The 772-nt window shown below is 50.5% G+C and carries 6 tRNA genes and 1 rRNA gene; all 7 read right to left on the bottom strand.

From position 1 onward, the window contains the following. Window positions 1–104 precede the first annotated feature (104 nt). Window positions 105–180: transfer RNA gene (locus KOG47_RS14635), tRNA-Ala, on the bottom strand. A gap of 14 nt (window positions 181–194) precedes the next feature. After that, window positions 195–271: transfer RNA gene (locus KOG47_RS14640), tRNA-Pro, on the bottom strand. An 8-nt stretch (window positions 272–279) separates the two neighbouring features. Then, window positions 280–356: transfer RNA gene (locus tag KOG47_RS14645), tRNA-Arg, on the bottom strand. A gap of 31 nt (window positions 357–387) precedes the next feature. Then, window positions 388–474: transfer RNA gene (locus KOG47_RS14650), tRNA-Leu, on the bottom strand. Between the two features lie 41 nt (window positions 475–515). Further along, window positions 516–591 (bottom strand) — tRNA-Thr (locus KOG47_RS14655). Between the two features lie 9 nt (window positions 592–600). Further along, window positions 601–676: transfer RNA gene (locus KOG47_RS14660), tRNA-Val, on the bottom strand. A gap of 8 nt (window positions 677–684) precedes the next feature. Beyond that, window positions 685–772 (bottom strand): 5S ribosomal RNA (gene rrf, locus KOG47_RS14665); the annotation flags it as partial.

The raw sequence follows: 772 nt of genomic DNA on the forward strand, positions 1-772 counted from the left end.
ATATAGCTCTTAAATTGACGAAGCTTGCGCTTCATTCAAAAATGGTAAAACTTTTTTTGCCTCATCGTTCAGTTTTCAAAGTTCGTCTGTAAAAAAAATAAAAATGGTGGAGCCTAGCGGGATCGAACCGCTGACCTCCTGCGTGCAAGGCAGGCGCTCTCCCAGCTGAGCTAAGGCCCCAGTATAAGTGATGATGGTCGGGAAGACAGGATTCGAACCTGCGACCCCTTGGTCCCAAACCAAGTGCTCTACCAAGCTGAGCTACTTCCCGTCTAAAAATGGTGCACCCTGAGAGATTCGAACTCCCGGCCTTTAGATTCGTAGTCTAACGCTCTATCCAGCTGAGCTAAGGGTGCGAGACGAATAATCATCATGGGAAAATATTAATGGTACCGAGGGCCGGACTTGAACCGGCACGAGGAAACCCTCGCAGGATTTTAAGTCCTGTGCGTCTACCAATTCCGCCACCCCGGCAAGGTATAATTTCTAGCGGTAGACTTTTTAAAAAGATCAAATGGTGCCGGCGAAAGGATTCGAACCCTCGACCCTCTGATTACAAGTCAGATGCTCTACCAACTGAGCTACACCGGCAGGTGTAAATGGTGGAGGATGACGGGATCGAACCGCCGACCCCCTGCTTGTAAGGCAGGTGCTCTCCCAGCTGAGCTAATCCTCCAATATGTAGCCTGGCAACGTCCTATCCTCACAGGGGGAGATCCCCCAACTACTTTCGGCGCTGAGACGCTTAACTTCCGTGTTCGGCATGGGAACG

Source organism: Exiguobacterium sp. s121 (genome assembly GCF_018617245.1).
Classification (GTDB): Bacteria; Bacillota; Bacilli; order Exiguobacteriales; family Exiguobacteriaceae; genus Exiguobacterium; species Exiguobacterium profundum.